Annotated in this window: 21 protein-coding genes, 2 tRNA genes, 1 riboswitch and 1 other annotated feature; of the genes, 20 read left to right on the forward strand and 3 right to left on the reverse strand. The window is 39.6% G+C overall.

What is annotated here, in order from left to right:
- Positions 1–147 precede the first annotated feature (147 nt).
- The 7 genes from dnaA (at position 148) to gyrA (ending at position 9,713) form a co-directional block, all read left to right on the forward strand.
- On the forward strand, positions 148–1,494 hold the full coding sequence (gene dnaA, locus C7J88_RS07220; protein ID WP_095114915.1) for a chromosomal replication initiator protein DnaA: 1,347 nt from the start codon (positions 148–150) through the stop codon (positions 1,492–1,494).
- Positions 1,495–1,670: 176 nt separating this feature from the next.
- Positions 1,671–2,804 (forward strand): DNA polymerase III subunit beta, encoded by a 1,134-nt coding sequence (gene dnaN / locus C7J88_RS07225; protein WP_095114917.1) that lies wholly within the window; start codon positions 1,671–1,673, stop codon positions 2,802–2,804.
- Positions 2,805–2,937: 133 nt separating this feature from the next.
- On the forward strand, positions 2,938–3,627 hold the full coding sequence (locus tag C7J88_RS07230) for a DsbA family protein (RefSeq protein ID WP_095114919.1): 690 nt from the start codon (positions 2,938–2,940) through the stop codon (positions 3,625–3,627).
- Positions 3,628–3,792: 165 nt separating this feature from the next.
- Positions 3,793–4,023, forward strand: coding sequence for an RNA-binding S4 domain-containing protein (locus C7J88_RS07235; protein WP_188595403.1), 231 nt, complete (start codon positions 3,793–3,795; stop codon positions 4,021–4,023).
- Entirely contained in the window at positions 4,020–5,135 is a 1,116-nt protein-coding gene (gene recF, locus C7J88_RS07240) for a DNA replication/repair protein RecF (protein ID WP_095114923.1), read from the forward strand. Before C7J88_RS07235 ends, recF begins: the two co-directional genes overlap by 4 nt.
- A gap of 12 nt (positions 5,136–5,147) precedes the next feature.
- Positions 5,148–7,079 carry a DNA topoisomerase (ATP-hydrolyzing) subunit B gene (gene gyrB / locus C7J88_RS07245; protein ID WP_188595404.1) on the forward strand — a complete coding sequence of 644 codons (1,932 nt, stop codon included), beginning with the start codon at positions 5,148–5,150 and terminating at the stop codon, positions 7,077–7,079.
- A 36-nt stretch (positions 7,080–7,115) separates the two neighbouring features.
- Entirely contained in the window at positions 7,116–9,713 is a 2,598-nt protein-coding gene (gene gyrA, locus C7J88_RS07250) for a DNA gyrase subunit A (RefSeq protein WP_095114927.1), read from the forward strand.
- A 60-nt stretch (positions 9,714–9,773) separates the two neighbouring features.
- On the opposite strand, the gene C7J88_RS07255 is transcribed toward gyrA, so the two are convergent.
- Positions 9,774–10,586, reverse strand: coding sequence for an NAD(P)H-hydrate dehydratase (locus C7J88_RS07255; protein ID WP_095114929.1), 813 nt, complete (start codon positions 10,584–10,586; stop codon positions 9,774–9,776).
- A 213-nt stretch (positions 10,587–10,799) separates the two neighbouring features.
- On the opposite strand from C7J88_RS07255, the gene hutH reads away from it, so the two are divergent.
- From hutH to C7J88_RS07305, 10 genes are all read left to right on the forward strand, one after another.
- Positions 10,800–12,317, forward strand: coding sequence for a histidine ammonia-lyase (gene hutH, locus C7J88_RS07260; RefSeq protein WP_095114931.1), 1,518 nt, complete (start codon positions 10,800–10,802; stop codon positions 12,315–12,317).
- A 34-nt stretch (positions 12,318–12,351) separates the two neighbouring features.
- Positions 12,352–12,552 (forward strand) — a binding site (T-box leader).
- Between the two features lie 75 nt (positions 12,553–12,627).
- Positions 12,628–13,908 carry a serine--tRNA ligase gene (gene serS / locus C7J88_RS07265; protein ID WP_095114933.1) on the forward strand — a complete coding sequence of 427 codons (1,281 nt, stop codon included), beginning with the start codon at positions 12,628–12,630 and terminating at the stop codon, positions 13,906–13,908.
- Positions 13,909–14,177: 269 nt separating this feature from the next.
- Positions 14,178–14,870 carry an AzlC family ABC transporter permease gene (locus C7J88_RS07270; RefSeq protein ID WP_095114935.1) on the forward strand — a complete coding sequence of 231 codons (693 nt, stop codon included), beginning with the start codon at positions 14,178–14,180 and terminating at the stop codon, positions 14,868–14,870.
- Positions 14,867–15,196 (forward strand): AzlD domain-containing protein, encoded by a 330-nt coding sequence (locus tag C7J88_RS07275; RefSeq protein ID WP_095114937.1) that lies wholly within the window; start codon positions 14,867–14,869, stop codon positions 15,194–15,196. Before C7J88_RS07270 ends, C7J88_RS07275 begins: the two co-directional genes overlap by 4 nt.
- 55 nt (positions 15,197–15,251) lie before the next feature.
- Positions 15,252–15,354: riboswitch (SAM riboswitch) on the forward strand.
- Between the two features lie 70 nt (positions 15,355–15,424).
- The gene (metX, locus tag C7J88_RS07280) at positions 15,425–16,390 is read left to right on the forward strand and encodes a homoserine O-acetyltransferase MetX (protein WP_095114939.1); all 966 of its coding nucleotides are present in this window, start codon (positions 15,425–15,427) and stop codon (positions 16,388–16,390) included.
- 199 nt (positions 16,391–16,589) lie between these two features.
- The gene (locus C7J88_RS07285) at positions 16,590–17,504 is read left to right on the forward strand and encodes a DUF2232 domain-containing protein (RefSeq protein ID WP_231910259.1); all 915 of its coding nucleotides are present in this window, start codon (positions 16,590–16,592) and stop codon (positions 17,502–17,504) included.
- 11 nt (positions 17,505–17,515) lie between these two features.
- Positions 17,516–19,483: a DHH family phosphoesterase gene (locus C7J88_RS07290; RefSeq protein WP_095114942.1), complete on the forward strand. Its 1,968-nt coding sequence runs from the start codon at positions 17,516–17,518 to the stop codon at positions 19,481–19,483.
- The gene (gene rplI, locus C7J88_RS07295; RefSeq protein WP_095114944.1) at positions 19,480–19,926 is read left to right on the forward strand and encodes a 50S ribosomal protein L9; all 447 of its coding nucleotides are present in this window, start codon (positions 19,480–19,482) and stop codon (positions 19,924–19,926) included. The genes C7J88_RS07290 and rplI overlap by 4 nt, the downstream gene beginning before the upstream one ends.
- A gap of 109 nt (positions 19,927–20,035) precedes the next feature.
- Entirely contained in the window at positions 20,036–21,436 is a 1,401-nt protein-coding gene (gene dnaB, locus C7J88_RS07300; RefSeq protein WP_095114946.1) for a replicative DNA helicase, read from the forward strand.
- Positions 21,437–21,721: 285 nt separating this feature from the next.
- Positions 21,722–23,008: an adenylosuccinate synthase gene (locus tag C7J88_RS07305; RefSeq protein ID WP_095114948.1), complete on the forward strand. Its 1,287-nt coding sequence runs from the start codon at positions 21,722–21,724 to the stop codon at positions 23,006–23,008.
- A 158-nt stretch (positions 23,009–23,166) separates the two neighbouring features.
- Here C7J88_RS07305 and C7J88_RS07310 read toward each other — a convergent pair whose 3' ends face one another.
- A complete protein-coding gene (locus C7J88_RS07310) occupies positions 23,167–24,060 on the reverse strand; it encodes a YitT family protein (RefSeq protein WP_095114950.1) in 894 nt (297 codons plus the stop codon).
- A gap of 106 nt (positions 24,061–24,166) precedes the next feature.
- On the opposite strand from C7J88_RS07310, the gene C7J88_RS07315 reads away from it, so the two are divergent.
- A tRNA-Glu gene (locus C7J88_RS07315) sits at positions 24,167–24,241 on the forward strand.
- A gap of 6 nt (positions 24,242–24,247) precedes the next feature.
- Positions 24,248–24,321: transfer RNA gene (locus tag C7J88_RS07320), tRNA-Asp, on the forward strand.
- 251 nt (positions 24,322–24,572) lie between these two features.
- On the opposite strand, the gene C7J88_RS07325 is transcribed toward C7J88_RS07320, so the two are convergent.
- Positions 24,573–25,127 (reverse strand): TetR/AcrR family transcriptional regulator, encoded by a 555-nt coding sequence (locus tag C7J88_RS07325; RefSeq protein WP_095118089.1) that lies wholly within the window; start codon positions 25,125–25,127, stop codon positions 24,573–24,575.
- 50 nt (positions 25,128–25,177) lie between these two features.
- Here C7J88_RS07325 and C7J88_RS07330 point away from each other — a divergent pair, with 50 nt between their 5' ends.
- The gene (locus C7J88_RS07330; protein ID WP_095114952.1) at positions 25,178–26,197 is read left to right on the forward strand and encodes an NADP-dependent oxidoreductase; all 1,020 of its coding nucleotides are present in this window, start codon (positions 25,178–25,180) and stop codon (positions 26,195–26,197) included.
- The last annotated feature ends 132 nt before the right edge of the window (positions 26,198–26,329 follow it).

Raw genomic sequence — 26,329 nt, forward strand, 5'->3', positions numbered from 1 at the left:
TCTGTGAATAACAAGAATGGTATCTCTATTCATCCACAGGGTGTGGATGAATATGTGGATAATTGTTCACAGCCTGTGTTTATCTGCTTTTTTACAATGGGGATATTGTGAATAACTAAAATTTTATAGAGGAAGATGGCGTTAAAAATGACAGAACAAGAAACTTGGGACAACGTTCTGGAGTTGATTCGTAATAAACACGTAAAAGGTCCATCATACGACACTTTTTTCAAAGAAACGAAACTGCATGCACTTTCTGATGAAAAAGTTGTTTTAGTCGTCAATAATGCATTTGAAGCGAACTGGTTACTACAATCCTATAAAGGCGTAATCATTGAATCTGTAAACGCCATTACTGGGAAGAACGTGACACATTTAGAAGTGCTAACTGAAGATGACTTAGATGAACTACGTGCAAATTTCGCAACAGCTCAGAATGACGTCAAACCCGTTCAACCCGTAGTCGCACAAGGGGAACAATTCAATACCAAAAATACATTTGACACTTTTGTTATTGGACCGGGCAACCGCTTCCCACACGCTGCAAGTCTTGCCGTAGCTGAAAAACCAGCACAAGCCTACAACCCACTATTTATCTATGGGGGCGTTGGTCTCGGTAAAACACACTTGATGCATGCGATCGGACATTTTGTTATGGAAAATAACAAAGATGCGAAAGTGCTCTATACAACGAGTGAAAAATTTACGAATGAATTTATTCAATCCATTCGTAACAACGATACGGAATCATTTCGTGAAAAATACCGCAACATCGATGTTTTACTCATTGATGACATTCAATTCATTCAGAAAAAGGAACAGACGCAAGAGGAATTTTTCCATACTTTCAATGAATTACACCAAAACAACAAGCAAATTGTCATTTCCAGTGATCGTCCGCCAAAAGAAATTTCAACTTTGGAGGAACGTCTAAAATCCCGCTTCCAATGGGGTCTCATCGTTGATATTACACCACCAGATTTGGAAACAAGAATGGCAATTTTGCAGAAAAAGACAGAAGAAGAAAATCTTGATGTACCGATTGAAGCACTTACTTATATTGCCAATCAAATCCAAACGAACATTCGTGAATTAGAAGGTGCACTTAACCGTGTAAATGCCTTCTCGAATTTGCAAGGTAAACCGATTACAACAGAGTTAGCAGCAGAAGCGCTCAAAGATATTATCCAAGAATCACAAAGTAAAAAAATCACCATCCAAGATATTCAAAAGGTTGTCGGTGCATACTATGGTGTGCGTATTGAAGATTTTGCTGCAAAAAAACGTACAAAATCAATCGCATACCCTCGCCAAATCGCAATGTATCTATCTCGTGAACTGACTGATTTTTCATTGCCTAAAATTGGTGAAGAGTTTGGCGGGCGCGATCATACGACCGTGATACATGCACATGATAAAATCAAAAAAGAGCTTGAGAGTAATTCTCCATTGAGACAAGAAATCAAGCAATTTGAAAAAGAGCTTCGAAGTTAGATTGTGGATAGTGTGCAGAAGTTGTACACATCATGCACAGGTTATCCACATGTGCACATCCTTTATTTTTCTTAATTCATAAAGGTTATCCACTAATCCACAAGCCCTACTACTATTATTACGATTTTTAATAATAACTATAACTTATATAAACGACTGAAAGGAGTTTATACTTTATGGAGTTCACAATTAAACGTGATTATTTTATTACGCAATTGAACGATACATTAAAAGCTATCTCACCTAGAACAACTTTACCAATACTGACAGGGATTAAGATCCATGCGACAAATGAAAGTGTTGTATTAACAGGATCTGATTCTGAAATTTCTATTGAGATTACCATTCCAAATCAAATCGATGGTGAAGAGATTGTAACAGTGACAGAACCGGGATCAGTCGTGTTACCAGGCCGTTTCTTCGTGGATATTATTAAAAAATTACCAGGAAAAGACGTCAAATTAATAACAAATGAACAATTCCAAACTTTGATTACATCAGGTCATTCAGAATTTAACTTAAGTGGTTTAGATCCGGATCAATACCCACTATTACCGCAAATTTCTAGTGAAGATGCTTTACAACTACCAATCAAAGTCTTGAAAAATATTATTGCACAAACAAACTTTGCAGTGTCCACCTCAGAAACACGACCAGTACTAACAGGGGTGAACTGGCTTATACAAGAAAATGAATTAATATGCACTGCGACCGATTCACACCGCTTGGCTGTAAGGAAGTTGAAGTTAGAAGACGAAGACATCAGTGATAAAAATGTCATCATTCCAGGTAAAGCACTTGCTGAACTGAACAAAATTATGTCAGATAGTGATGACCACATTGACATTTACTTTGCTGCAAACCAAGTGTTATTCCGAGTAGGTCATGTCAACTTCATTTCTCGCTTGTTAGAAGGACATTATCCTGATACATCACGCTTGTTCCCAGAAAACTATGAGATTAAGTTAGGACTCGATAACAGCGAATTCTATCATGCGATTGATCGTGCATCATTATTAGCGCGTGAAGGTGGCAACAATGTCATCAAACTCAGCACGGGAGATAATCAAATTGAGTTGTCATCAACGTCACCTGAAATTGGAACAGTAAAAGAAGAAATTACAGCAAATGATGTTGAAGGTGGCAACTTAAAAATTTCTTTCAACTCGAAGTACATGATGGATGCGTTGAAAGCAATTGATCACGATGAAGTAGAAGTAGCATTCTTCGGTACAATGAAACCATTTATTTTAAAACCAAAAGACGATGATACGGTGACGCAATTAATTTTACCGATTCGAACATACTAGAGAGAAAAGCTAGGGCGATGTGCCTTAGCTTTTTCCGTTTCGTGTAGAAGTAATATATTTTACTCATACGTGTAGTGATATAGGGGCGAAATCGAGTATAATAAAACTATATGTAATCTTGGAGGAACGGAATATGAAAGTTAAAAAGACGCTATTGATTGGCGTTGTTATTTGTTTATTTGTACTTGCTGTTTTAGGAACATTCTCTTTTTCAAGTGATTCAAAAGATAAATTGGACAGTAAATCTTTGCATAAAGACACGGCTTTACAGCCACAAATCGGCAATAAGAAGAGCGACGTGAAACTCGTACTTTTCGGTGACTATAAATGCCCATATTGCGGAGATTTCGAAAGCCAAATATTACCAAAAATTCGAAAAGACTATATCGACACGAATAAAGCTGAACTTCGTTACGTGAATGTACTCATTCATGGCGAGGAGTCTAAGTTATCGACACGTGCATCATTAGCGGTTAATAAATTTTCGCCAGAAGCATATTGGTCGTTCCATGAAGCGTTATACCGTGCACAGCCAAAGTCGAAAGAAGCAGTGTCAGATGACAAGTGGTTAACAGAGCAACTTGTTGAACAAGAGATCAACAAGCTGAAGATTGAACCAGAACAGAAGAAACAAATTTTGAATGCTTATAACGATAAAGCGTTTCATCAACAAGCGAAGCATGATGATCAATTGGCAAAACAATACAAAGTATCTAAAGTGCCATCTTTGTACGTGAATGGCGAACGTGTAAAAGATGTAACAGATTATGAAGCAGTCAAAGGTGCGATTGATCGAGCACTTGACGAACAGAAAAACAAATAAACAGATAGTGGATTTTGTGTGCCGCTATCGCATCAAAACACAAGGTGTGTCGCCTATTTGTTTCACATGAAACTTTTAGCGACACACCTTAAATAAATACGCATTTCTACATGAAATTTAGCGGATAAAAAGGTATAATAGACTAGGTGAGCAATTACGAATGGAGTGATAATTTTGGCTGAGGAAGTTACAGTGGATAGCGTTTTGACATTAGGTCAGTTTTTGAACTATGAAGGTATTATCGAATCAGGTGGCCAAGCAAAATGGTTTTTACAAGAATATGATGTGTTTTTGAACGGCGATCACGAGACACGTCGTGGTAAAAAGTTAAGTGATGGCGATGTGATTGAGATTCCTGAAGTAGGATCTTATGTGATTAAAATTGGTGCGCAATGAAGTTAACAACACTCCAGTTAGAAAACTACCGGAACTATGCACAAGTTGATTTGGCATGTCATCCGGAAGTCAACATACTCATTGGAGAGAATGCACAGGGTAAGACAAACCTACTCGAGTCAATTTACACATTGGCCTTAGCTAAAAGTCACAGAACGACGAATGATAGAGAGTTGATTCGGTTCGATGCAGAATATGCTAAAATAGAAGGTGAATTAAGTTTTAGACATGGTCATATGCCACTGACAATGTTTATTACGAAAAAGGGCAAAAAGGCAAAGGTCAATCATTTAGAGCAGAGTCGTTTGACGCAATATATCGGTCATCTTAACGTCGTTTTATTTGCGCCAGAAGACCTCAATATTGTGAAAGGTGCGCCACAAGTAAGACGTCGTTTTATTGATATGGAGCTTGGACAGATCTCCAGTCTATATTTGAATGATCTGTCGCAATATCAGCGCATACTCAAACAACGAAATCACTATTTGAAACAACTACAACTCAAACAACAAAAAGATACGACAATGCTAGAGGTGTTGAATCAGCAATTTGCAACTTATGCAGTCAAGGTGACTTTGAGACGTCAGCAATTCATTGCAGAACTTGAAACACTCGCAGCACCGATTCATTCAGGGATTACGAATGGTAAAGAACGACTGACGTTACAGTACATGCCGAGTATCAAGTTGCAAGACACCCCGCAAGATGAGGAAGGCTTAATCAATGATGTATTTGAATCACTACAAGCCTCACTCAAGAAAGAAATTGAGCGTGGTGTGAGCATGCAAGGGCCACATCGAGATGATCTTGGATTTCAAGTGAACGAGATGGATGCACAGACATTTGGTTCTCAAGGACAACAACGTACAACAGCACTGTCAATCAAACTAGCCGAAATAGAATTAATGCATCAAGAAGTGGGGGAATACCCCATTTTGTTGCTTGATGATGTATTAAGTGAGTTAGATGATTCTCGACAAACGCATTTGTTGAGTACGATACAACATAAAGTACAGACATTTGTAACAACGACATCCGTGGATGGTATCGACCATGAAATAATGAAAGATGCTAAAATATATCGAATTGCAGAAGGAAATATTAAGAAATAGCAGAAAGTGAAGGTGGAAGCATTGGCTGATGTGAACAACACAGAAAACTATGGTGCGAGTCAGATTCAGGTATTAGAAGGTCTCGAAGCGGTTCGTAAGCGACCAGGGATGTATATTGGTTCGACTGCAGAACGTGGTCTACACCATCTTGTATGGGAGATTGTAGATAACAGTATTGACGAGGCACTTGCAGGCTATGCAGATACGATTGAAGTCGTCATCGAAAAAGATGATTGGATCAAAGTGACAGATAATGGTCGTGGTATCCCAGTCGATATTCAAGAGAAGATGGGGCGTCCAGCTGTTGAAGTTATTCTTACAGTGCTTCATGCCGGCGGTAAGTTTGGCGGTGGCGGATATAAAGTATCAGGTGGTTTACACGGTGTAGGTTCATCGGTTGTAAACGCATTGAGTGAGACGCTTGAAGTGTACGTACACCGAGATGGTCGCATCCATCACCAATCATACAAACGTGGCGTGCCAGAGTTTGATTTGAAACAGATTGATGACACAGATAAAACAGGAACGGTTATCCGCTTCAAAGCAGATCCCGATATTTTCCAAGAAACAACGGTTTACAACTATGAAACATTACAAAAACGTATTAGAGAGTTGGCATTCTTAAACAAAGGTATTCAAATCACACTGCGTGATGAACGTGATGATGAAGCGCTACGAGAAGATAACTACTACTACGAAGGCGGGATTAAGTCTTACGTTGAGTTGATTAACGAGAAGAAAGAACCAATTCATCCTGAACCTATCTATGTACATGAACAACGCGATGATGTTGAAGTAGAGATTGCTTTACAGTACAACAGCGGTTATGCGACTAATTTACTGACCTATGCGAACAATATCCATACGTATGAAGGTGGGACACACGAGGACGGCTTTAAACGGGCTCTGACACGTGTTCTTAATAGTTATGGGTTACAGTCCAAAATCATCAAAGAAGACAAGGAGCGTCTCTCTGGTGAAGATACACGTGAAGGTTTAACAGCGGTTATTTCTATTAAGCACGGTGATCCACAATTCGAAGGGCAAACGAAGACAAAGTTAGGGAACTCAGAAGTACGTCAAATCGTAGACCGTACGTTCTCAGAGCTATTTGAACGCTTCTTGCTAGAGAACCCACAAGTTGGTCGTACGATCGTTGAGAAAGGGATTATGGCATCACGTGCACGTATTGCGGCCAAAAAGGCACGTGAAGTGACACGTCGTAAAACTGCTTTAGATATTTCTAGCTTACCGGGTAAACTAGCGGACTGCTCAAGTAAAGATCCATCAGAAAGTGAGATTTTCTTAGTAGAGGGTGACTCTGCCGGGGGGTCTACGAAATCAGGACGTGACTCTCGTATTCAAGCAATCTTGCCATTGCGTGGGAAAATTCTTAACGTAGAAAAGGCGCGATTAGATAAGATTTTAAACAATAACGAGATCCGTCAAATGGTCACAGCATTCGGAACGGGTATCGGTGGCGAATTCGATATTTCAAAAGCAAGATATCATAAGATCGTGATCATGACTGATGCCGATGTCGATGGCGCACATATCCGTACGTTGTTATTGACTTTCTTCTATCGCTTTATGCGTCCGTTGATTGAAGCGGGCTATGTGTACATTGCACAACCGCCACTTTATAAGTTGACGCAAGGAAAACAAAAATATTATGTCTTTAATGATCGCGAACTAGACAAGTTAAAAGAACAGCTGAATCCAACACCGAAATGGTCGATTGCACGCTATAAAGGTTTGGGTGAGATGAACGCCGATCAGTTGTGGGAGACGACAATGAATCCAGAAAATCGTGCGATGTTACAAGTAACGCTAGACGATGCGATTGAAGCGGATCAAACATTCGAAATGTTAATGGGCGATGTTGTTGAGAATCGTCGCCAGTTCATTGAAGATAACGCTGTCTATGCCAACCTGGATTTCTAATTATGAACACTTGAAAATGAAAAGGAGGATATCTTGATGGCTGAAACATCTGAATCAAGAATCAATGAACGGAATATCAGCAAAGAGATGCGTGAATCATTTTTGGACTATGCCATGAGTGTTATCGTATCTCGTGCATTGCCAGACGTAAGAGATGGTTTGAAGCCTGTGCATCGCCGTATACTTTATGGTTTGAATGAACAAGGCATGACGCCAGATAAACCTTACAAAAAATCAGCACGTATCGTTGGGGACGTTATGGGTAAATATCACCCACATGGTGACTCATCTATTTACGAAGCAATGGTACGTATGGCACAAGAGTTCAGCTACCGTTACCCACTGGTAGATGGTCAAGGGAACTTCGGTTCAATGGACGGCGATGGTGCTGCCGCAATGCGTTACACAGAAGCACGAATGACGAAGCTGGCGCTAGAACTTTTAAGAGATATTAACAAAGATACGATTGATTTTATCGACAACTACGATGGGAACGAACGAGAGCCGAGTGTCTTGCCGTCTCGCTTCCCGAACTTATTAGTGAACGGTGCATCAGGAATTGCGGTTGGGATGGCAACGAATATTCCACCGCACAATATGCGTGAAGTCATTGACGGCGTGTTGAGTTTGAGTCACAATCCAGAGATTTCAACAGCAGAACTGATGGAAGACATCCAAGGACCAGACTTCCCAACAGCGGGTTTAATTCTTGGTAAGAGTGGTATTCGTCGTGCTTATGAAACAGGACGTGGTTCTATCATGATGCGCGCCAAAGCGGATATTGAATCACGTGGTGGTGGTCGTGAACGCATCGTTGTGACTGAAATTCCTTTCCAAGTGAACAAGGCACGTATGATTGAGAAGATTGCGGATCTCGTTCGTGATAAGAAGATTGAAGGGATTACAGATTTACGTGATGAGACAAGCTTACGCACAGGTGTCCGCATTGTAATCGATGTTCGTAAAGACGCCAATGCAAGTGTCATTTTGAACAACTTGTATAAACAGACGCCATTGCAAACGTCATTTGGCTTCAACATGATTGCATTAGTGAATGGTCGTCCACAACTTATCACGTTGAAAGAAGCACTGTACCATTACTTAGAACACCAGAAGGAAGTCGTACGTCGTCGTACTGCATACAATTTACGTAAAGCGAAAGACCGTGCGCACATTCTTGAAGGGCTGCGTATTGCGCTCGATCATATCGATGAGATTATTACGATTATTCGTGAATCAGAGACAGACAAAGTCGCAATGGATAGCTTACAGACACGTTTCTCATTGTCAGAGCGCCAAGCACAAGCTATTTTAGATATGCGCTTACGTCGTTTGACAGGGTTAGAGCGTGACAAGATTGAAAATGAATACAATGAGTTGATTGCTTATATCGCTGAGTTAGAAGAGATTTTAGCAGACGAAGAAAAGTTACTCGCATTGGTACGTGAAGAGCTAACAGATATCAAAGAACGTTACGGTGATGATCGTCGTACAGAGATTCAATTAGGTGGCGTGGATCATCTAGAAGATGAAGACTTAATTCCAGAAGAACAAATTGTGATTTCATTAAGTCACAATAACTATATTAAGCGTCTACCTGTATCGACATATCGTGCACAAAATAGAGGTGGACGTGGTGTTCAAGGTATGAATACGCTTGAAGACGACTTCGTAAGTCAACTCGTAACGACAAGTACACATGATGATGTACTCTTCTTTACGAACAAAGGACGTGTGTATAAGTTACGTGGTTATGAAGTGCCGGAACTCTCACGTCAGTCTAAAGGAATTCCAGTCGTCAATGCGATTGCACTTGAGAGTGACGAAGTGATCAGTACGATGATTGCTGTGAAGGACTTGGATTCTGAAGATAACTTCTTAGTCTTTGTAACGAAAAAAGGCTTGGTGAAACGTTCAGCATTAAGCAACTTTAACCGCATCAACAAAAACGGTAAAATTGCGATTAAGTTCAGAGATGATGACGAACTGGTAGCGGTTCGTTTGACAGATGGACACAAACATATTCTGATTGGTACTTCTCAAGCTTCACTCATTCGCTTTAAGGAGACGGATATTCGTGCGATGAGCCGAATTGCCTCAGGTGTTAAAGGAATCTCATTACGTGAAGATGATGAAGTCATCGGTCTTGGTGTGGCAGATGAGGATAATCAAGCAGAAATTCTTGTTGTAACGGAGAAAGGTTACGGTAAGCGAACACCGATTGGTGAGTATCGCTTGTCACGTCGTGCAGGTATGGGTATTAAGACAGCCAATATCACTGAACGTAACGGTAAACTTGTATGTATTGCAACAGTCGAAGGTAATGAAGATGTGATGGTCGTAACAGACCATGGTGTCATCATTCGTATGGAAGTAGAAGATATTTCTGTTAACGGTCGTAATACACAAGGTGTACGTTTGATTCGCCTTGATGAGGATCAATTCGTATCAACTGTTGCGAAAGTAAAACAAGAACCAGATGACTTAGAAGCGGAAGAACAAGACAGCGGGATGTCTAAAGAAGTCGCTGAAATAGACAGTGATAACGCTGATGATTCAAAAGAAACATTGAGAGAAGACTTCATGGCACGTGTCGAAGAAGATATTGCCAATGAAGATGAGATAGACGAATAAATGTTGATATCAAAAAGGTTCAGAGCATGTAGATGTTCTGAACCTTTTTTTGCGTTTATGTTATTGTTCGAGTTGTTTCATGGCATAAGGAATTTCGTCAATGATTTTTGAAGGTGGAACGACATACATATCTTTCGACAATTTTTCTCCAATGTAGCTATGCGTATAAGCGGCACTCGTCACAGCATCAATTGTGTCATCAAATTGACCGATGAAGCTTGTGATCATGCCAGCTAGTGTATCGCCCATACCACCTGTTGCCATGGCAGGTGTACCAATTTCTAACTTATATTCATTGTCTCTGAAGAAGATTTCAGTGCCGTGTTTCTTCAAAACAACTGTTGCGCCAATCTTATCGACAGCAGCACGATTGCGTTCATATGTCTGTTCTTCAATTGGAATACCACTAAGACGCTCCCATTCTTTTTGATGTGGTGTGTAAATGATTTTACATGGTGGGATTTCTGGTTTGAGCTTACTCATAATAGAAATCGCATCGCCATCAACAATCAATGTATGGTGTGATTGAATATTTTGTAGCAAGAATGTCATCGCATTGTTCCCTTTAAAGTCGAGCCCGAGTCCTGGACCGATTAAGATACAATCTGACTGTTCGATGACTTTTGTCAGTTTTTTCGTATCATTAATATCAATCACCATCGCTTCTGGACAGCGTGAATGGAGTGCGACATGGTTCGTTGGATGCGTTGCTACCGTAATCAAACCACTACCACTGTACACGCATGCACGTGCAGCTAACATAATCGCGCCACCTAACGTTGCATTACCACCGATCAGAAGAATACGACCATAGTCACCTTTGTGTGTATCTTGTTTGCGTTTCGGTATTCTAACATCCGACAATATTTCCATAGAGCAAGAACCTCCTATCTGATATTCCGATATTACAACAAGATATGATATACGGGTGTGACTTATTCGTCAATAGATAAAATAAGGCGATTTAGCGTAGCATTCAAGTAACGCGCTACCTAATAACGAATATTGTCACAACTATTGTGTAAGTGATAGCTGGAACCTATACTGAAATGAGGATGGTAAGAAATAACAAAGGGGTTGGATAAGATGGTTTTATATTTAACAGGTGATCAGCTTAGGATAAATGATATACGTGACTTCTTGCATGAACAGGCAACCGTAGAGATCACAGAAGATGCATTAACACGTGTCAAAGAAAGCCGGGCAATCGTAGAACGTATTATTGAAAACAAAGAGACAGTTTATGGCATTACAACAGGATTTGGCTTGTTTAGTGACGTCCTTATTGATCCACAACAATACAATCAACTACAAGTCAATTTGATACGCTCACACGCATGTGGGGTAGGGGAACCGTTCTCACAAGAAGTATCATTAGTCATGATGGTGTTGCGATTGAACACATTATTAAAAGGGCACTCTGGTGCGACAGTTGATCTCGTGAGACAGTTACAATTCTTTATCAATCAAAGAATCATTCCAGTTATTCCACAACAAGGTTCACTTGGTGCATCGGGTGACTTAGCACCTTTATCACACCTAGCTTTGGCCTTAATAGGAGAAGGACGAGTTTACTATCAAGGGCAGTTGCTAGACAGCTCGGACGTCTTGGAGCGCTTAGATAGAGCGCCGTTAAAGTTACAAGCCAAAGAAGGTTTGGCATTGATTAATGGTACACAAGCGATGACTGCACAAGGTGTTGTAACGATGATTGAAGCGGAGCATTTGGCTTTTGAAGTGGAATGGATTGCTGCTTTAACACATCAAGCGCTGAGAGGGATAACCGATGCCTATCATACGTCTGTTCATACAGTACGGAACTTTGATGAACAAACAGACGTAGCAAGACGGATGTTAGACTGGCTTGAAGGGTCAACATTGACAACACGACAAGGGGAGTTACGTGTGCAAGACCCATACACATTGCGCTGTATACCACAAATACACGGTGCGAGCTTTCAAGTGTTCAATTATGTGCGTGAGAAGTTAGAATGTGAGATGAATGCGGCTAATGACAATCCATTGATTTTTGATGAAGGAGATGAGACATTGGTCATCTCTGGTGGGAACTTTCATGGACAACCGATTGCGTTTGCATTGGATTTCTTAAAGATTGGTCTGAGTGAATTGGCTAATGTATCAGAAAGACGTCTAGAACGTCTTGTTAATCCACAGTTGAATGGTGGCCTACCTGCATTTTTAAGTCCAGAACCAGGACTGCAAAGTGGTGCGATGATTATGCAGTATGCGGCGGCAAGTCTCGTATCAGAGAATAAGACATTGGCACATCCAGCAAGTGTTGATTCCATTCCATCCTCAGCGAATCAAGAAGATCATGTATCAATGGGGACGATTGCTGCAAGACACGGATATAAAATATTGGAAAATGTACGTCGTGTCATTGCTATTGAAGCAATTATTGCATTGCAAGCAGTTGAATTGAGGGGAATCGAAGGGCTTTCGCCAAAAACACGAGAACAGTACGAAGCACTACGTGAAATCGTACCTTCAATTACAGAAGATCGCCAATTCCATAAAGATATTGAATATGTGGCGAATTATTTACAAAAAAGTGCGTATTATGATAGGGCTTGCAATTTATAAAATAGTCTGATATATTAAATATAAATTCAGAATAATTAATTGTTTGTGGACTAAGTAATATCTGAATCCTAACAGAGAGTTTGTGGTCGGTGTGAACAAACAGATGATGAAGATATGAAATCTACCCACATATGAAGAACAATTCGGGTAAAACCGTTAACTTTTGTTGAGCGCAGGCGTATTTTTAATATGCTTGTTAAATAGGGTGGCAACGCGTAGTAACCACGTCCCTTGTAATAGGGACGTGGTTTTTTTATGGGTTCCCCCAAAAAATAAATCTCACTATTACACAAAGAAAGGATGTCGCATTATGTTAGACATTAAATTATTCAGAAACGAGCCTGAAAAAGTCAAAGAGAAGATTCAATTACGTGGAGATGATCCGGTAGTCGTTGATGAAGTGTTAGAACTTGATCAAAAACGCCGTGAATTAATCAAACAAACAGAAGAATTAAAAGCAGAGCGCAATAAAGCATCTGAATTAATCGCTGAAAAGAAACGTAATAACGAAGACACTGAAGAAGCAATCCAAATGCAACGCAAAGCAGGAGAAAAAGTAAAAGAAATCGATACAGAACTTAAAGAAGTGGATAATGAATTACAAGATAAATTATCACGCATCCCTAACTTAATTCATGACGATGTACCACAAGGTGCAGATGATACAGAAAACGTTGAATTGAAAAAATGGGGTACACCACGTGAATTTGACTTTGAAGCAAAAGCACACTGGGATCTTGTTGAAGAGTTAGGCATGGCAAACTTTGAACGTGCTGCACGTGTATCTGGTGCACGTTTCGTATTCTTAACAAACGAAGGTGCGAAGTTAGAGCGTGCGTTAATCAACTACATGTTGACAAAACATACAACACAACATGGTTACACTGAAATGAATGTGCCACAACTTGTAAACCGTCACTCAATGTATGGAACAGGCCAACTTCCTAAATTTGAAGAAGACTTATTCAAAGTTGAAAAAGAAGGTCTTTACACAATCCCAACGGCAGAAGTACCATTAACAAACTACTACCGTGAAGAAGTGATTCAACCGGGTGTGTTACCTGAAAAATTCACAGGACAATCTGCATGTTTCAGAAGTGAAGCAGGATCTGCTGGTCGCGATACACGTGGCTTAATTCGTCTTCACCAATTCGAAAAAGTTGAAATGGTACGCATTGAAAAACCTGAAGATTCTTGGAATGCATTAGAAGAAATGACTGGTAACGCAGAAGCGATTCTTGAAGAATTAGGCTTACCATACCGTCGTGTGATTTTATGTACTGGAGACATCGGATTCGGTTCAAGTAAAACTTACGACTTAGAAGTATGGTTACCAAGTTACAATGACTATAAAGAAATCAGCTCTTGCTCAAACTGCGTTGATTTCCAAGCACGTCGTGCAAACATCCGCTTCAAACGTGATAAAGATGCAAAACCTGAATATGTACACACATTAAACGGTTCTGGTTTAGCAGTAGGTCGTACATTTGCAGCTATCGTTGAAAACTATCAAAATGAAGATGGTTCTATCACAATCCCAGAAGCACTTGTACCATTCATGGGCGGACAAACAGTTATTGAACCAAAATAATTATCGGTACCAATATTTACTCTCTAAATTAATATAGATACATGAAGACCTTTTGAAGTGAATTCTCTCTCACTTTGAAAGGTCTTTTTTTGATATTAAGACATCCTTCTGACTAATATTGTCAGAAAATTTAGTAACAAAAAACATTGCTTTAACAACGTTTTTAGACATCGGTATGTGTGCGTGCGCTGTGAAGGGTGTCTAATGATGTGGATTTTGAATTTAATTTGTAATACAATAAATTTAATTTTGATGAAGGGGGTCACATCATGGCATATCAGACATTCAGACAAGGTATCAAAGATTGTATTCCCACCTTGCTTGGATACGCAGGTATTGGCTTTTCATTCGGTGTCGTAGGGATAACATCTGGGTTCAATTTATTTGAAATCGCCTTACTATCTATCTTAATTTATGCTGGCGCAGCACAATTCATCGTGATTGCTTTGATGGTTGTTCATACGCCTGTATGGGTTATCGTTCTTACCACGTTGATTGTTAACAGCCGAATGTTTTTGTTGAGCATGACGTTAGCACCTTCCTTCAAGCAGGAGACATTATGGCATCGTATAGGAATCGGTACCTTGTTGACGGATGAGACATTCGGGGTAGCAATTACTCCATACTCAAAAGGGGAGACGATTGGTCGTAACTGGATGTATGGTTTGAACATTACAGCATATCTCTTTTGGGTTTTTACGACAATTCTTGGTGGCGCACTCGGTGACTTTGTGAGTCGGCCAGAAATGCTCGGTCTTGATTATGCCATATTAGCGATGTTCGTTTTCTTGGCAGCAGCACAATTAGAAGGCGTACAGAAGTCTAAGATACGCCTATACTTGCTGCTTATCTTCGTCGTTATCGTATTAATGCTCGTATTAAGTCTATTTATGCCGTCTTATCTGGCTATTATGATTGCATCGATATTGACAGCGACATTAGGGATGGTGATGGAACAATGACATTTTATTTCTTAATTGCAGTCGTCTTATCAGGCGTTGTGACATTATTTGTACGTGTCTTACCATTAGTGATGATTTCCCGGATCGAATTCTCTGAGAAATTCATTAAATGGTTATCTTTTATTCCAATCACGTTATTTACAGCGCTTGTCGTTGATGGGTTGATCAAACAAGAGAGTGGTGTGTTTGGTTATGCTATCAATTGGACGTTTCTCATTGCGCTTGTTCCGACGATATGGATTGCCCTGCGCACACGGAGTTTGACAATAACAGTATTGGTGGGGATGGTGGCAGTGGCGTTATTGAGACTTACAATGGTCCCTTGATGTTGTTTTATAGATAAAAATAGTGTATCATAACACTTAATTTAAATATGCTGAAAACTTATTGAGAGAAGCTGAGGGATTTGGCCCGCTGACGCTTCAGCAACCACTTATATACGAGAACGGTGCTACAACCAACGATTGCGGTCGGATAATAAGTCATCCTATATAGATAAGACTGTATCGTTGTTGGCTCAATGATACAGTTTTTTACTTTTAGGAGGGCGTGCAATGAGCAACTATACCGTAGATACATTACATTTAGGAACATTCACAACAGAATCAGGCGAAACAATTCAAGATTTACAACTGCGCTATGAATATGTCGGTTACAAAGGGCAGCCATTGGTTCTCGTTTGTCATGCTTTAACGGGCAACCACCTAACTTATGGTACAGATGAACAGCCAGGATGGTGGCGTGAAATTATCGATGGTGGATATATGCCGTTTCACGACTATCAGTTTTTAACATTTAACGTCATAGGCAGTCCGTTTGGATCAAGCTCACGTGCTAATGACAGTAAGTTTCCAGAGCACTTAACGATGCGTGATATCGTTAGAGCAATCGAACTTGGTGTGAAGGCACTCGGCTATACAGAAATTGATATTCTGATCGGTGCATCTCTCGGTGGTATGCAGGTGATGGAGTTGTTATACAATCGACAGTTTCACGTGAAAAAGGCTGTGATTCTTGCAGCAACTGCGAAGACGTCTTCGTATAGCCGTGCATTTAACGAAATTGCACGTCAGGCAATACATTTAGGAGGAACAGAAGGATTGAGTATTGCACGACAGCTTGGTTTCTTGACTTACCGTTCTTCTAAAAGTTATGAGTCAAGATTCACGCCGGATGAAGTGGTTGCTTATCAAAAATATCAAGGAGACAAGTTCAAGTCATCCTTCGACTTAGAGAGTTATTTGACACTGCTGGACGTCTTAGATAGTCATGATATTTATCGTGGGAGAGATGATGTGAGCGCAGTATTTCGCATGCTCGACACGAAAGTTTTAACAATAGGTTTCGTGGATGACTTGCTATATCCAGATGATCAAGTTGAAGCGGTCGGCCAACATTTTCGTTATCATCGTCATTTCTTTGTCCCTGACAATGTTGGACATGATGGCTTCTTGCTAAACTTTAATGATTGGGCACCTTATCTCTATCATTTCTTAAAAGTTTCCCGTTTTCGTCGCTAGGCTTAGACGGATATCTTACATTTTGTTATAATCAAAGGAATGAAGAAGAGAAGGGGTAAAATTTTGAATGCACATAGATGCAACAAGACATAGACGCCTCATTCTATTCGTATTTTGTCAGCGTCATATCAATCCAAGTCATTGTATTCGTATGGCAAAGTTTGTAAAATAAGCGATAAAGAAATAAATTAGTTTGGAAGTGGCGTTATTGTTTTCAAAAATACAGTTTAAGCCAATGTTGCTATGTACACTTGCATGGCTGTTGGTCATCTTAGTAATAGACTTTTTACCCGCATTAGGATTGATTGTCGCACTGTTCGCAACACTCCCGGGTATTATATTATGGCATCGCTCAATCCATTCGTTCGGATTTAGTGTCTTTATTACATTCATCTTTGCAACATTAACAGGAAGTGTTTTGTTAATGAGCTTTATGATGATTGTGTTCGTAATGAGTGCACTGATTGGACGTTTGTTACAACAGCGTGCCTCTAAAGAACGCATCTTGTATATGACAACATTGGTATCTAGTGTATTAACATTAGGTGTGATGATGTTTTTACAAAGTATTCGACAATTACCTTATGCACATGAAATGTTAGAACCTTATCAAGCCATCGTAGATCAAGCAGCTGCAATGCAAGATGTAGATGAAGCATCCAAAGAAGTGTTGAATGCGTCAGTACAACAACTTGCGATACAGATGCCAGGTTTGATCGTTATTACATTAGCGCTTTTCATGTTTTTAACACTTGTTATCATTTGCCCTATTTTGCGCAAGTTCAAGATTGCAACACCGGTATTTAGACCGCTCTTTTTATGGCAGATGGGTCGTTCGATTTTTATTATTTATGCGATCGCATTATTGGTAGGCATGACAACTGAACCTGCAACGACAATGAATAGTATCAGTGTGAATTTTCAAGTTGTACTCGGCTTTTTACTCGTTATTCAAGGTTTGAGTTTTATCCATTATGTATGTGTGATGAACCGTCTACATATTAGTTTGACGATTGTGTTTGTCATGTTAGGTATTGTATTTTATCCTTTAACACGCTTAATTGGATTGTTAGATATAGGTTTGAATTTAAAAGGTATGATTAAAAAACGATAAGAGGTGACAAAATGAATCGTCATGCTATAAAGAAGGCACTGGTCATCCCGTTTGTATTGATGACGCTTGCTGCTATGATAAGCGTTGGTGTATTGGTCCTTTTTAACAAGATGACCGCACTCGTGTTGGCATTAGTGTTGTTCGTTGTGCTTATCATTTGTGCAGTACTTCTGAAACGTATGTATCAACATTTTGATCGCTACATTGATCAGTTGAGCGGCAAGATTTCAGTTGGAAGTGATAGAGCGGTCAAAACGATGCCAATGGGATTGATTGTATTAGACGATGCAGAACAAATTGAATGGGTCAATCCGTTTATGTCAGAACGTATTGAACGCAACGTGATTTCAGATCCAATCAATGAAGTGTACCCAAATATTTTGAAGCGATTAGAAAAAGCGAAAGAAATTGAATATGAAGATGGTCCATACGCATATCGTGTGAAATATTCAGAAGAAGAGAAAATACTTTACTTCCTTGATATGACAGAAGAAAGTGAAATTCGACAAGAATATGAAGATCAACAGCCGATTATTGCAACGTTGTTTTTGGATAACTACGATGAAATTACACAAAATATGAATGATACGCAGCGTTCGGAGATTAACGCTATGGTGACACGTGTCATCAGCCGTTGGGCACAAACACATAATGTTTACTTCAAACGTTATAGCTCGGATCAATTCGTTGCGTATTTAAATAGACGTATTTTACGTGAGATTGAGGAGAGTAAGTTCGATATTTTAAGTCAATTGCGTGAGAAGAGTAGTGGTTATCGTGCACAACTGACATTCAGTATCGGTGTTGGGGAAGGCTCAGAAAACTTAATCGATCTCGGAGAACTTTCACAATCTGGACTCGACTTAGCGTTAGGTCGTGGTGGCGATCAAGTAGCGATTAAAAATATCAATGGTAACGTTCGTTTCTACGGTGGTAAGACTGACCCGATGGAAAAACGGACGCGCGTTCGTGCACGTGTTATCTCACATGCGCTGAAAGATATCTTGCTTGAAGGTGACAAAGTGATTGTGATGGGACATAAGCGCCCAGACTTAGATGCGATTGGTGCAGCAATAGGTGTCACACGCTTTGCGATGATGAATAACTTGGATGCGTATGTTGTGCTGAATGATTCAGATATTGATCCAACACTCCAACGTGTGATGGATGAAATCAATGAAAAGCCAGAGCTGAAAGAACGTTTCATTACATCTGATGAAGCGTGGGATATGATGACATCTAGAACGACTTTAGTAGTAGTTGATACACATAAACCAGAAATGGTGATTGATGAGAATATTTTAAATAAAGCGAACCGTAAAGTTGTGATTGACCACCATCGTCGTGGTGACAGCTTTATCTCGAATCCATTACTCGTATACATGGAGCCTTATGCAAGTTCTACGGCTGAACTTGTTACAGAGTTACTTGAATATCAACCGACAGAGCAACGTTTGACACGACTCGAGTCGACTGTTATGTATGCAGGTATTATTGTCGATACACGTAATTTCACGTTGCGTACAGGATCACGGACATTTGATGCAGCAAGCTACTTGCGTGCACACGGTGCTGATACGATTCTGACACAGCATTTCTTAAAAGATGATATTGAAACATACATCAACCGTTCAGAGTTAATTCGTACGGTAGATTTACAAGATAACGGCATTGCGATTGCACACGGTGCAGATGACAAAATCTATCACCCTGTAACAGTTGCCCAGGCGGCAGATGAATTGTTGAGCTTGGACGGCGTGGAGGCATCGTATGTCGTTGCACGCCGAGAGCAGGACTTAGTTGGAATGTCTGCACGTTCACTGGGTGGATTTAACGTTCAGTTAACGATGGAAGCGCTCGGTGGTGGCGGACATCTTACAAATGCAGCAACGCAGATGAAAGATGTAACGGTAGAAGCAGCAATTGAACAGCTGAAAACAGCAATTGCGGAACAAATAGATAGGAGTGACGAATCATGAAAGTAATTTTTACACAAGACGTAAAAGGTAAAGGCAAAAAAGGCGAAATTAAAGATGTACCAGTCGGCTATGCGAATAACTTCTTAATCAAAAACGGTTATGCAGTTGAAGCGACACCGGGTAACTTAAAACAACTTGAACAAAAAAATAAACGCATTGAAAAAGAAAAACAACAAGAATTTGAAGATGCGAAAGCGTTAAAAGAAAAGCTCGAAACACTTGAAGTAGAAGTGAAGGCAAAATCAGGTGAAGGCGGCAAATTATTCGGTTCAATCAGTACGAAACAAATCGCTGAAGCATTGAACAAACAACACGGTATCAAGCTAGACAAACGCAAAATGGACTTACCGAATGGTATCCATGCGTTAGGATATACAAATGTACCTGTGAAGTTACACAAAGATGTAGATGGTACAATTCGTGTTCATACAGTAGAACAATAAGAGCGTGATGGAGCGTGTTAGAGGCTGGGGCATAATGAACATGTTCCAGCCTTAATATATCAACCAGTCGATAGAGCGAAGTGCAATATAGTTAAAGGAGGCTGATGGCATGGAGGGTATGTTTGACCATAATCAAATGCCACATAGTCATGAAGCGGAACAATCTGTATTAGGTGCGATATTTTTAGATCCAGAACTCATCTCAACGACACAAGAGATTTTAATGCCAGAATCTTTTTATCGTGCGCCGCATCAACATATTTTCCGTGCCATGATGCATTTAAACGAAGACGGCAATGACATCGATATCGTAACAGTGTTAGATCGCTTAACACAAGACGGTGTTGTCAATGAAGCGGGTGGTGCACAATATTTAGCAGAGATTACATCGAGTGTGCCGACAACACGAAATATCGAATATTATACAAATGTCGTTTTCAAACACGCAATGAAGCGTAAATTAATTCATACAGCGGATAGCATCGCAAGTGATGGTTATAATGATGAATTAGATTTAGATACAATTTTAAATGATGCAGAACGACGTATTTTAGAACTGTCCACAACACGTGAAAGTGATGGTTTCAAAGATATTCGTGATGTATTAAGTCAAGTATATGAAAATGCGGAAGAACTCGATCAAAATAGTGGTCAAACACCGGGGATTCCAACAGGTTATCGTGATCTTGATCAAATGACAGCGGGCTTTAACCGTAATGATTTGATTATTTTAGCAGCCCGTCCATCAGTAGGTAAGACTGCCTTTGCACTGAATATTGCACAAAAAGTGGCGACGCACGAAGACAATTATACAGTCGGTATCTTCTCGCTTGAGATGGGCGCTGATCAGTTAGCGACACGTATGATATGTAGCTCAGGAAATGTCGACTCGAATCGTCTGAGAACTGGGACGATGACAGAGGAAGACTGGAGTCGCTTCACGGTAGCTGTCGGTAAGTTATCGAGAACAAAGATTTTTATTGATGATACACCGGGTATTCGCATTACAGATATTCGTTCAAAATGTCGACGTTTAAAGCAAGAGCATGGACTTGATATGATCGTAATTGACTACTTACAATTGATTCAAGGAAGCGGATCTCGTGCTTCGGATAACCGTCAACAAGAAGTCTCTGAGATTTCACGTATGCTCAAGGCAATTGCACGTGAACTAGAATGTCCAGTTATCGCACTCAGTCAGCTATCACGTGGTGTAGAACAACGACAAGATAAGCGACCGATGATGAGTGATATTCGTGAATCAGGATCAATTGAGCAAGATGCCGATATCGTTGCCTTCTTATACCGTGATGATTATTATAATCGTGGAGACAATGATGAAGACGGTGATGATTCAAGTTTTGAACCGCAAACGAATGATGAAAATGGTGAAATTGAAATTATTATCGCCAAGCAGCGTAACGGTCCAACTGGTACTGTAAAACTGCATTTCATGAAACAATACAATAAATTTACAGATATTGATTATGCACATGCAGAAATGGCATAAAAAATTTCGTGTCAAAAACCGTACTTTAAAACTGTTTGATTAGTTTATGTGCGGTTTTTGTATTGTATTTGATAGTGTGTTTTAAATTTAGTTAGGATTTTAAACTCACTCGATATACTATAAAAATCCTTGTATAATGCGTGGTTGACAGTATCGTACGTTATTGAAGAGTGAACTGGGCTATCAATAAACAAGTCAAAATGAATGTTCGTTTTTTCATTTGCATTCGCAGAGAGTTATTGGTAGAATACATTTGGTTAATTGAGAAAACTTGGAGGTGCTCTTATGTCATCAATCGTAGTAGTTGGGACACAATGGGGAGACGAAGGTAAAGGTAAGATTACAGACTTTTTAGCAGAACAAGCAGACGTGATTACACGTTTTTCAGGTGGAAATAACGCAGGTCACACAATTAAGTTTGACGGTGAAACATACAAATTGCACTTAGTACCATCTGGTATTTTCTATAAAGATAAATTATCAGTGATTGGTAACGGTGTCGTTGTAGACCCAGTCGCAATTTTAAAAGAATTAGATGCTTTAAACGAACGTGGTATCGCAACAGATAATTTACGTATCTCAAACCGTGCACACGTGATTTTACCTTATCATCTAATGCAAGATGAGCTTGAAGAAGCCCGTCGTGGTGATAACAAAATTGGTACAACGAAAAAAGGTATCGGCCCAGCATACGTAGACAAAGCACAACGTATCGGTATCCGCATGGCTGATCTTTTAGACAAAGAAGTATTTGAAGCACGTTTAAAAGAAAATTTAGCTTATAAAAATGATTATTTCAAAGGGATGTTCAACACAGAAGCACCTGCATTTGAAGAGATTTTTGAAGAATATTATGCAGCAGGTCAACGCCTTGCACCATATGTAACAGACACAGCGAAAGTATTGGACGACGCATTTGTTGCAGATGAACGTGTATTATTCGAAGGGGCGCAAGGTGTGATGTTAGACATCGATCACGGAACGTACCCATTCGTTACATCTAGTAACCCAATTGCAGGTAACGTAACAGTGGGTGCAGGTGTTGGTCCAACAAATGTTTCAAAAGTTGTCGGTGTATGTAAAGCATATACGTCACGTGTAGGTGATGGCCCATTCCCAACAGAGTTATTCGATGAAGACGGTCACCACATTCGTGAAGTTGGTCGTGAATACGGAACAACAACTGGACGTCCACGTCGTGTCGGCTGGTTCGACTCAGTTGTATTACGTCACTCTCGTCGTGTGAGCGGTATTACAGACTTATCAATCAACTCAATCGACGTCTTAACTGGCTTAGATACAGTAAAAATCTGTACAGCATACGAGTTAGATGGCAAAGAAATCACAGAGTATCCAGCAAACTTAAATGATTTAAAACGCTGCAAACCAATCTTTGAAGAGTTACCAGGTTGGACAGAAGATATTACAGGTGTTCGTACATTAGAAGAATTACCAGATAACGCACGTCGTTATTTAGAACGTATTTCTGAGTTATGTAACGTTCATATCTCAATCTTCTCAGTTGGTCCAGACCGCAATCAAACAAATGTTGTAGAACAATTGTGGGTATAATTGAATCATGGGGGAAGTCTACCGGACATACTTCGGATAGACTGACCTAGTATAAAAGCCTAAGACAGGACATGTCTTAGGCTTTTATACTAGAAAATCTATTTACATATTTAGGACTTAAGCAACTTAAGTGATAAATATGTAAATAGATTGCATGATTAGTGGATATCGCGTTTTTTATGGTTACCGCCGCGTACTTCTGATACATTACCAATAGAAAGAAATGCACTGTCATCAATTTCCATAACAATATCTTTTAATTTTGCTTCTTCTAGACGTGTAATAACACAGAAGATCACGCGTTTATCCTCACCTGTATAAGCACCTTCTCCTTTCAAATATGTGACACCACGACCTAAGCGTGAATTGATTGCTTCACCGATATCTTTGTAAGCATCACTGATGACCCACACCGATTTCGATTCATCGAAACCGAGTAATACCGTATCAATCATTTTGGATGCGATAAAATAGGCTACAACACTAAAAAGTGCACTTTCCCATGTGAAGACAAAGCCTGCAACTGCAAAGATAAAGAAGTTGATAATCATTACAATTTCACCAACTGAAAATGGTACTTTGTTCTGTACGAGAATAGACAAGATTTCTGTCCCGTCGAGTGAGCCACCATATCTCAGAACGATACCGACACCAATACCGAGTACTGCACCACCAAAAATCGTAACGAGAAACTTATCATCAATCACGGGATCAATGGGATGAAGTAAAATAGTAGAGATAGATAGTACTGTGATCGCATAAATAGTAGAAATCGCAAAAGTTTTACCAATCTGCTTATAACCTAAGAAGAAAAAGGGTAAATTAAGAAGAAAGATGAACACACCAAGCTTCCATCCTGTTAAATGCGATAAAATAATCGAGATACCGACAATACCCCCATCGAGCAATTGATTCGGAACGAGAAATAATTCTAATGCGACACCCATTAATAGTGCACCGAGTGTGATAAAGAAAAAGCGTTTCACAAAATACGTCGCACGTTTAGGCTTTTCTCGCTTGTAGGATACAGTTTGTGATTCCGGAATTTCCATATATTGTCCCCCTTTTAGTCATCTATAAAAAATTATACAAAAAAAATCAAAAAAAATCTTGTCAATGAGAATAGACGATGCTATAATAATTTTTGTGTTAAAGAACGGCTCCTTGGTCAAGCGGTTAAGACACCGCCCTTTCACGGCGGTAACACGGGTTCGAGTCCCGTAGGAGTCACCATTTTTTGGTCCCGTAGTGGAGCGGTTTAACACGCCTGCCTGTCACGCAGGAGATCGCGGGTTCGATTCCCGTCGGGACCGCTAATTGCTCATCCAATAGGATGAGCTTTTTTATTGTCTAAAAGTATTTACTGATAATGTTCAAAGCGTGCGCCGAATGGTGTGCGCTTTTTTAATGGTTTTATAAGAAAAAATGAAGTTGAATCAGTCGTCGTTATAAAAGAAATGTGTTATATTACGGTTACAAAAAATCAAATTTGTAACCATTTAATGATTCAAATAATAAAAAACCTTTAACTTATGTTAATAAAGCGACATAAATTAAAGGGGATTTAAACACTTTGTTTGATTAAGTTAAATGTCATCTCAAAACGGTGTGCATAGTCGGGTAAATGCCACGTATCTTTGAACATTGGTAATGTGAAAGTAGCAAACGCAGATAGAATGACTTCAGCTTTTTCAATATGAGATACATCATATCCCATTTGCTGTTGAATGCGCACATAACAAGGCGTTAAAACTTCTCGTAACATAAATGGATCCTTGTCGATATAACGTGTATTCAGATCAAACATCACTTTGTTCGACTGATACGTCTCTCGTTTGGCATTTACAAACGCCCAAAGGTAATCATGAAGCCATTGTGTTTTATCTGTATATGCAGCATCATCAATGTCAATACGTCCGATGATATGCGTCATAAACCAATCTTTACAAACAGCAGTCCATAAAGCTTGTTTGTTATCAAAGTGTTTGTAGATAGCAGCATGTGTGACATCTAGTGCTTCAGCAACTTTTGATAGTGAAATTTCTGTCTGCTGTGTTTCTTGAATCATCGTTTGCGCAGTTGTAATGATTAATGATTTGGTTATTTTTTGTTTTTCCATAAACACTATATTATCACAAAAAACTAAAATAAGAAGAGGTGCCGATTTATATGAAGGCCGTACAATTACAGAAGTATAATAAAGATTTAAAAGTAACAGTGAATGAAATATCTGTCCCAACGATTCAAGCAGATGAAGTATTAATCAAGGTGGCATATGCAGCAATTACCCCTTTAGAAAAGCTGACAATTACAGGTGCTGTCAAACTCATTCAAGATTACCCTAAGCCAGTCACACTCGGCAATGAATTGTCAGGAACAGTTGTAGAAGTAGGACAATCCGTTCAAAGTTTGGCAGTAGGTAATGTCGTCTATACACGTTTGCCAATCACACGCATTGGAGCATTTGCTGAATATGTTGCTGTAAAAGCTGACTTGGTGACAACAATTCCTAAAAATTTAGATGTAAAATCAGCGACTGCCGTGCCATTAACAGGATTAACGGCATATCAAGCATTAACAGAAGAACTTGAAGTGGAAGCAGGGAAAACGCTTTTCATCTCTAGTGGTTCAGGTAGCTTCGGACAGATGGCAGTCCCACTTGCGAAATCAATGGGGCTTAAAGTTATTATTTCAGGAAATACACGCGCAAAAGAAGCCTTTTTGGAGAAAGGTGTTGACCAATACATCGATTACACGGAGGAAAACTACTGGGAAGTTTTATCGGATGTAGATTACGTCATCGACACATTGGGTCCAAAAGAATTTGAGAAAGAATTGTCGATTATGAAGTCGGGTGGAAAGATTGTTAGTCTGATCAATGCACCGAACAAAGCATTTGCAGAGAAACAAGGATTTTCAAAGTTTAAAACATTATTATTTACATTGGTTGGACAAAAGTTTGATCGTAAAGCGAAAGCACAAGGTGTGGCATACCGCTTCATCTTCGTACGTGCTGATGGTGAACAATTGAAAGTTATCACGGACATGATTGAGCGTGAAAATATTGTACCTGCCGTAGATCCACGTATTTTCAACATCGATGAAATAGAAACAGCACTTGATTATACATTCAATCAACGTACGAATGGGAAAGTATTGATTCAGTTCGATACAGAGTATGCGCACTAAAATTGAAATACAGCTGGATGCATGACAACTGAGCATGTGATTCAGTTTTTTTATAGGATTATTTTCTGATGTATTGGTGGAATAGAAAAGTAAAAGGATAGAATTCACACTTTAGAAGTGATACATTATAAG

It is taken from the genome of Staphylococcus muscae, assembly GCF_003019275.1.
In the GTDB taxonomy this organism is placed as follows: Bacteria; Bacillota; Bacilli; order Staphylococcales; family Staphylococcaceae; genus Staphylococcus; species Staphylococcus muscae.